General features: G+C 34.9%; 6 protein-coding genes. 2 read left to right on the forward strand and 4 right to left on the reverse strand.

What is annotated here, in order from left to right; all coding sequences use genetic code 11:
* The 4 genes from AC3DU7_RS19625 to AC3DU7_RS19640 all read right to left on the reverse strand — a co-directional run.
* On the reverse strand, positions 1 to 1,080 hold a 1,080-nt coding region (locus tag AC3DU7_RS19625), incomplete at its 3' end, for an MFS transporter (RefSeq protein WP_488040997.1).
* A 224-nt stretch (positions 1,081 to 1,304) separates the two neighbouring features.
* On the reverse strand, positions 1,305 to 2,474 hold the full coding sequence (locus AC3DU7_RS19630; RefSeq protein ID WP_488040998.1) for a 2-deoxy-scyllo-inosose synthase: 1,170 nt from the start codon (positions 2,472 to 2,474) through the stop codon (positions 1,305 to 1,307).
* Positions 2,475 to 2,565: 91 nt separating this feature from the next.
* The gene (locus AC3DU7_RS19635; RefSeq protein WP_202218716.1) at positions 2,566 to 2,805 is read right to left on the reverse strand and encodes a helix-turn-helix domain-containing protein; all 240 of its coding nucleotides are present in this window, start codon (positions 2,803 to 2,805) and stop codon (positions 2,566 to 2,568) included.
* A 928-nt stretch (positions 2,806 to 3,733) separates the two neighbouring features.
* On the reverse strand, positions 3,734 to 4,120 hold the full coding sequence (locus AC3DU7_RS19640) for a VOC family protein (RefSeq protein WP_488040999.1): 387 nt from the start codon (positions 4,118 to 4,120) through the stop codon (positions 3,734 to 3,736).
* A 755-nt stretch (positions 4,121 to 4,875) separates the two neighbouring features.
* On the opposite strand from AC3DU7_RS19640, the gene AC3DU7_RS19645 reads away from it, so the two are divergent.
* Together AC3DU7_RS19645 and AC3DU7_RS19650 are read left to right on the forward strand one after the other, a co-directional pair.
* Complete coding sequence (locus AC3DU7_RS19645) at positions 4,876 to 5,058, forward strand: hypothetical protein (RefSeq protein WP_488041000.1); 183 nt, start codon at positions 4,876 to 4,878, stop codon at positions 5,056 to 5,058.
* Positions 5,059 to 5,462: 404 nt separating this feature from the next.
* The coding region (locus tag AC3DU7_RS19650; RefSeq protein ID WP_488041001.1) for a DUF6194 family protein at positions 5,463 to 5,922 on the forward strand (460 nt) is incomplete at its 3' end.

Genomic DNA, 5,922 nt, shown 5'->3' on the forward strand with positions numbered 1-5,922 from the left:
CGGACCTAATGCTTGTCCGATAGATAAAACCGTAGCATTAACAGCCATAAAACCAGCACGATAATCTTGAGGAGCGAGTTTTCCTAACAATGCCTGAGTAGCAGGAAAACACATTCCATGAGCAGCTCCAAACAAAATACTAGGGACTAATAATAACCACATATTTTGTAGCAATGGAGTAACTATTACTGCCAAAGTATAAAGTACAAATGAAATTTTAATTAGAGTGAATTCGGATAGAGATTGGGGAAATAATGCTACCTGAGAAGAAACAAATGCTAAAGATAAAGCCATAGTTGCTAAAATCATTCCAATTGTCACATTAGAAGCTGCAAAAACATCTCCAGCTAACATCGGAATATAAGTAAAATAAGGACCAAATAGCAATATAAATAAAGCAACTACTGCAAATAATAATCCTAATACCTGAGTATTATTAACACTATGCCAAATATTTCTTAAATATACCTTCAAACGGAATTTTGGTGGCTTTTGAAACGAGGGTAATTCTAGGAAAAAAATAACAGCAAGTACAACGGGAACTGCCAGCAACGGTAATAAAAAAGGATAGCGCCATCCCCATGTTGCTAACCCCCCACTAATTAAAGGATACACTGCCAAACTCATACCAATCATACTAGCGTTGAATGCCATTGCCGATGTCAGACTCTTACCTGTATACAAATCACTAATTAATGTCAGTGCAAGAGATTCTAAACTAGCAGCTCCCACACCTTGGAGAAATCGCAATTCTAGTAATGTCCGAAAATTTGGAGCAAAACTGCAAGCAACACCAGCAATAGCAAATAGTAATAAAGAGGGAATCAAAATTTGTTTCCTTCCAAAGCGATCTGCTAACACTCCAGATATGGGAGTTCCTATGGCGATAGGTACAACAAATGCTGTAATTACTAATCCCACTTTTTCAGCAGGAATTTGCAATTCTGATGCCATTGTTGGTAATACAGGTCCGATACTACTTGAACCCAAGACTGCCATCAATGTTATGCCAATAATAATTTGCAGGTTTCTGTCTAAGTAAATTTTTGTACTGTGACTGATAAATTTACTGTTTTCCATTACTCGACCTTTTTTACAATTATCAGTGCATTAATGTAGTGCTGTAACATAGCTAAAATGTTGCAATAGATAGGAGCGAGTTCCGCGTTAAATTAATTGCTCAACATTAAATTTAGATGAACCCGCTCCTCCCCAATGACTTACTTTTGACTTTTGAATTTCGTTAGTGTCAAAGTTTTGAGTATACAGAATCTTACTTTTGACTTTTAACTTTTGAATTTCGTTTATGCAGTAGCAAGTGTCAATTTTCTGGTAGCTTTTTTAATATAATTATCCAGAACTTTTTCTACCGTTTTATTGTCAACTGTCATCAAAAAATCTCCTTCTGGATTATAACATTGACCGATTTTTTCTAACATAACAAACCGAAGGTCGTCTCCTGTTTTCTTATTATCTGCAATCATCGCCTTCATTAATAAATCAGTAGTTACATGCTCAGGCCAAGGATTATTAAATCCGAGTTTGTCATCAATAAAGTGGTGGTGCAAATCTACATCTTCTTGTGACATAAAGCCCAGCTCTTGCCCTAATTCCGCTACTATTTTCATACCATAAGAAACTGCTTCTCCATGAGATAGTTTTCCTTTTAGCAGCCATTCCAAACCATGACCAAAGGTATGACCATACTCTAAAATAATTCCATAATGTTTTTCAGTGGGGTCTTTTTTGAGTATTTCTAACTTGGAAAGAATAATTTTATAAGCTAGGTCAGTTAACACCTGCTGGGAAAAATCAAGCTCAGGATTAAGAGTTTTTTCTAAATAATCCAAAAAGGTAGGTTCAGCAATAAAACCATTTTTAATCCCTTCAATAATCCCACATCGCTTGGAGAAAGGAGGCTCTGTTTTGAGGTATTTTGTATCTGCCCAAATAAACAGAGGACTATGATAAAGACCAAAGTGATTTTTACCACTTAAACCATTAACCGCTTGTTTGTTACTGAGGGTACTATCAGTTATACCAGTCATGGTTGTAGATACTTCGACAAAGTGAATTCCACGATAAATTAATCCGGCAACCAAACCCACAATATTTCCTACTGTTCCTCCACCAAAGGCAATTAATAGAGATTTTTTAGATACACCTTCAGTGACTAATGTTTCACATACTTGTTCTAAAACTGAGAAATATTTAGATTTCTCACCGGGAGGAACCATTTCTAGAAAACATTTGTATTCCGAATTCAGTTCGTGGAACAGCTCTTCTCCGTAAAGCCCAAACATATTTTGCTCTGAGAAGAAAAAGATTTTATCTATATCGTGTTTTGACAATTCTTTGAGAAAATGTTCCTTGATATCATATCCAAAATAAAACGGACTGGGTTTTTCCAGCTCGGTGCTGAGTTCAACCATTTTTCCTGGAGTCCATTCTTGTGTTATGTTATAGTCAACCATTAGTTCTCCTTTGTGGATATAGTGTTAATTGCTTTAATTTCTATAGTGAACTAATTGAAATATATTGTCAGTAGATTGAATCTACAATTTCCTACAATACGCGATCGCGTTGTAGTCTGGCCTTAATTTCACCAGCTAATTGTCTAGCTTGAGGATTAGGATTACCACGTTTGCTACACCATTGTCGGACAGTTTGGGGTTGCACTCCCATCAACTCGGCAAAATCATCTCTGTTAAAGCCTTCTAGCTTTTGCTGTAGTTCAAAGAGTAGTTGCACTGGGTGATAATCAGATACTTGTATTCTTGCTAAATTGAATATTGTTTTACGCATTATCTTAATTTCCTTTTGTTCGCAATGTTGATGGAGCAATGGAATTAGCTATCATAATGTCATGTCCAATTTGAAAAAATTGATGGCACTACGCATTAAGACGTATTGATGTATTTGATATTGCTACAAGCTCAAAAGCTATTTTGGCTATCAAAAGTAAAAAACTAGAAAAGATCTTGTCATTATTATTCTTGATACAGATTTGACGTTCTCCCACCGTTAACCGCTTCCCGTGCAATGGTGGCTATATCCAATTTATAAATAAATTATTAAGAATAAAACTTATTAAATTGGATTGTGCTTTCAAGGTATTTGGACTTAAATAAAGCATTATTTTTTGGCAATTTTTTACTTAAAGGTTAGTTTAAAGCCTCTAAAAGTAATTGATATAAATTCTCAATATTTTTTTACAAATATCAATCAAATCAGAGGTTTATTGAGAATATGCTATGATCGCAAGTAAAACTATCAGAAGCAGTTTTATATCATGTCTGTCTAATTAGTTACAATAAACAAAAAAGTTTGGAAATGATTCGGATGAGTATTGTCCCTAAATACTCTCAATCATCATGGAATGCCCCTTTTATTTTTATATAGTATATGTTTATTTTTATATAGTATATGTTGATAATTCTATAATTACTTCAATATTTAATCTCCCCCCACTCCCCTACTGCCTCACTCCCCCACTTCCCTACTCCCCTACGGTCTCACTTCCCTACTTCCAACTATACAATAACTATTCAACAGGAAATGATATCAGCTATTTTTTGCATTATCTGGTTAGAAGTTGCAATATTTTGCTTTTCATTACACCCAATTATTTGAATGAAAAATAGTATTTGTTCAAACAGCACTCCGTTAAACGATAAAATCAATTCCCTGCTAAAAAAATAGCTGATGCTCATCGCTTTATAGAATTTAATTCTTAGATTGGAGTACAGAGTTCAATAATTGAACCATCTATTGCTCTGAGGTAGCCTACAACTTGACCCCATGGTTTTTCTTCGGGTAGTTTTATAGACACTGCTCCTTGAGTAATAGCTTTTTCGTATGCAGTATGAATATCTTCCGTTACAAACGCTAATTCAATTCCGAACGGTTGATCGTCAATATTTCCTTTTAGATATTTACCTCTGAGATTCATCTCTCCAAGTTCATGAGAAGCAAAAGCTAATATTGTTCCCCCTGTATCTAACTCTCCATAGGTTTTGGACTCATGGATCATTTTAATATTAAAGCCAAAAGCTTTTTGATAGAATTCCAAAGTTTCTTCTACTGACGAAACATATATGATTGTATATCCGTATTTCATGTGCTTATTAGAAATTGTCCGTTACATTTAGTAGTATTACTTTAATCAGTTAAAGCTCGCAAAACGAGATTATAGATATCCTTTTTCATCTGTTCGCAACTTGCATAGTCTACAGCAAAAATATTTTAGTGATATCATGTCCGTTGGTATCGTTTGTGTAAAAGTTAGCGTGGATATCTACAGGAAATTTAAGTTTTTTTCTTGCCTGTTCCCAGCTCCGGTGTTCCCTGTTCCCTATTTACTATACAAGACCGATGCTACCGGACATGATATGAGTAAGGGTTTGAGCTTCAAAACCTCAAAATCCTACTAACGCACTTGATATCAGTATGGGGATATTGAGCTGCTGACAATCAAATTCTTTAGGGATACCACCAGCAGTCTCTACAAAACGAGGCTTTTTTCCTGTCAATAAACCTTGAGTACCGTTTTTATTTAGGGCTTGCTGATTAAATCTAAAAAGATTGGCAGGTAAAGGTTTTAGCCTTTTGAAGTATGGAAAAAGTACAAGAAGTTAGGTCTAAAACATTCAACAAGTGAGTATTTTAGGGTAGCTATGGCAAAAAAATCACTCTTATAGCGCTGTGCGCAGGCAACAGGCAACAGAGGGAATAAAAAGCTGTTTGCGTAGCATCTCCGTTCGAATAATAGAAAGCTTTTAGCTATTGGACACCTCCCGTAATTTGTAAATATGCCAGCGCATATTGCTTTACTATTATAAATGGCCACCGACTCTGTAATACCAAGCGTGATAAATGTTTGTTACAAATGGTAGAAGTAAGAAAGAAGGAAGAGGGAAGAAGCAAGAAGGAGTAAATATTGAAAAAAAGGGAAAAAAGATAGATATAGCTATCTCAAATGAACTGGAGCAGCTATTTTTAAGCATATCCGATAAATATCTATCTTTTTGTAGCATTCTTTTTTCGCGCTTGGTATAATTCCCATTTATTCTAACTCCTAACTACTCCCTACCCGAGCAAAAAGACTTGATTCAGCAAACCCTATTTATAGTCGTAAATCTAGAAGTAATACCAAATCCTAGTTAAAAAAAAGGTGTATTTATATTAGTTATGTAGTTAACATCTTTTATTATATGCGGATTTGGTATAATAGCGCGATCAAACCAACCTTTGAGAATTGCAGGATGATCGAATAAAAAAAACGGGATGAGCAAAAATAGCTAAGGAATGAGAATTTATTAACTTCCAGATTTTCTGCACAGGAGCATTTCAATGCGGTACTCCTGGCAAATATTTGTGGATCATATTTTATCCTCATTTCTAAAACATTATAATTTATTATGCACGTATACTATTTTGATGCAATAAACTATTTTTAAAATATGGTTAACGAAAGCACTATCGAAATTTATCTGTTAGAAACTTATAAACACTTAAATATAATCAATTCCTGGGGCGAACGTAGCTACTTTGTTAATCCTGGGATGAAGTTGAAGCGAGGAAGTTATTTTGCAACTATCAAATCAAAGGATGGTGAAAATGATAGAGCCTCATATCTCAATCGTGCTGGAGTTTTTCGGCTTAACATTGGCTTGACACCTGAAAAATACGAAGAAATATTTGGTCTTCGACCGTCAAGACCCTGTAAAGGAGGAGTTATCAAAGGAGATTTTGATTTTCAGGCATTAAATGTTTTTATGCCACATCCTGTCTACGGCTGGATGGGCTGGATAGCTATTAATAATCCCGATTTAGACAATTTTGAAAAATCTCAAGAATATTTGGATGTTGCTTACGAAAAAGCTTTCAAATCCACCTCAAGGAAACTGAAAACTAATGTCA

Source organism: Okeania sp. (genome assembly GCF_983059655.1).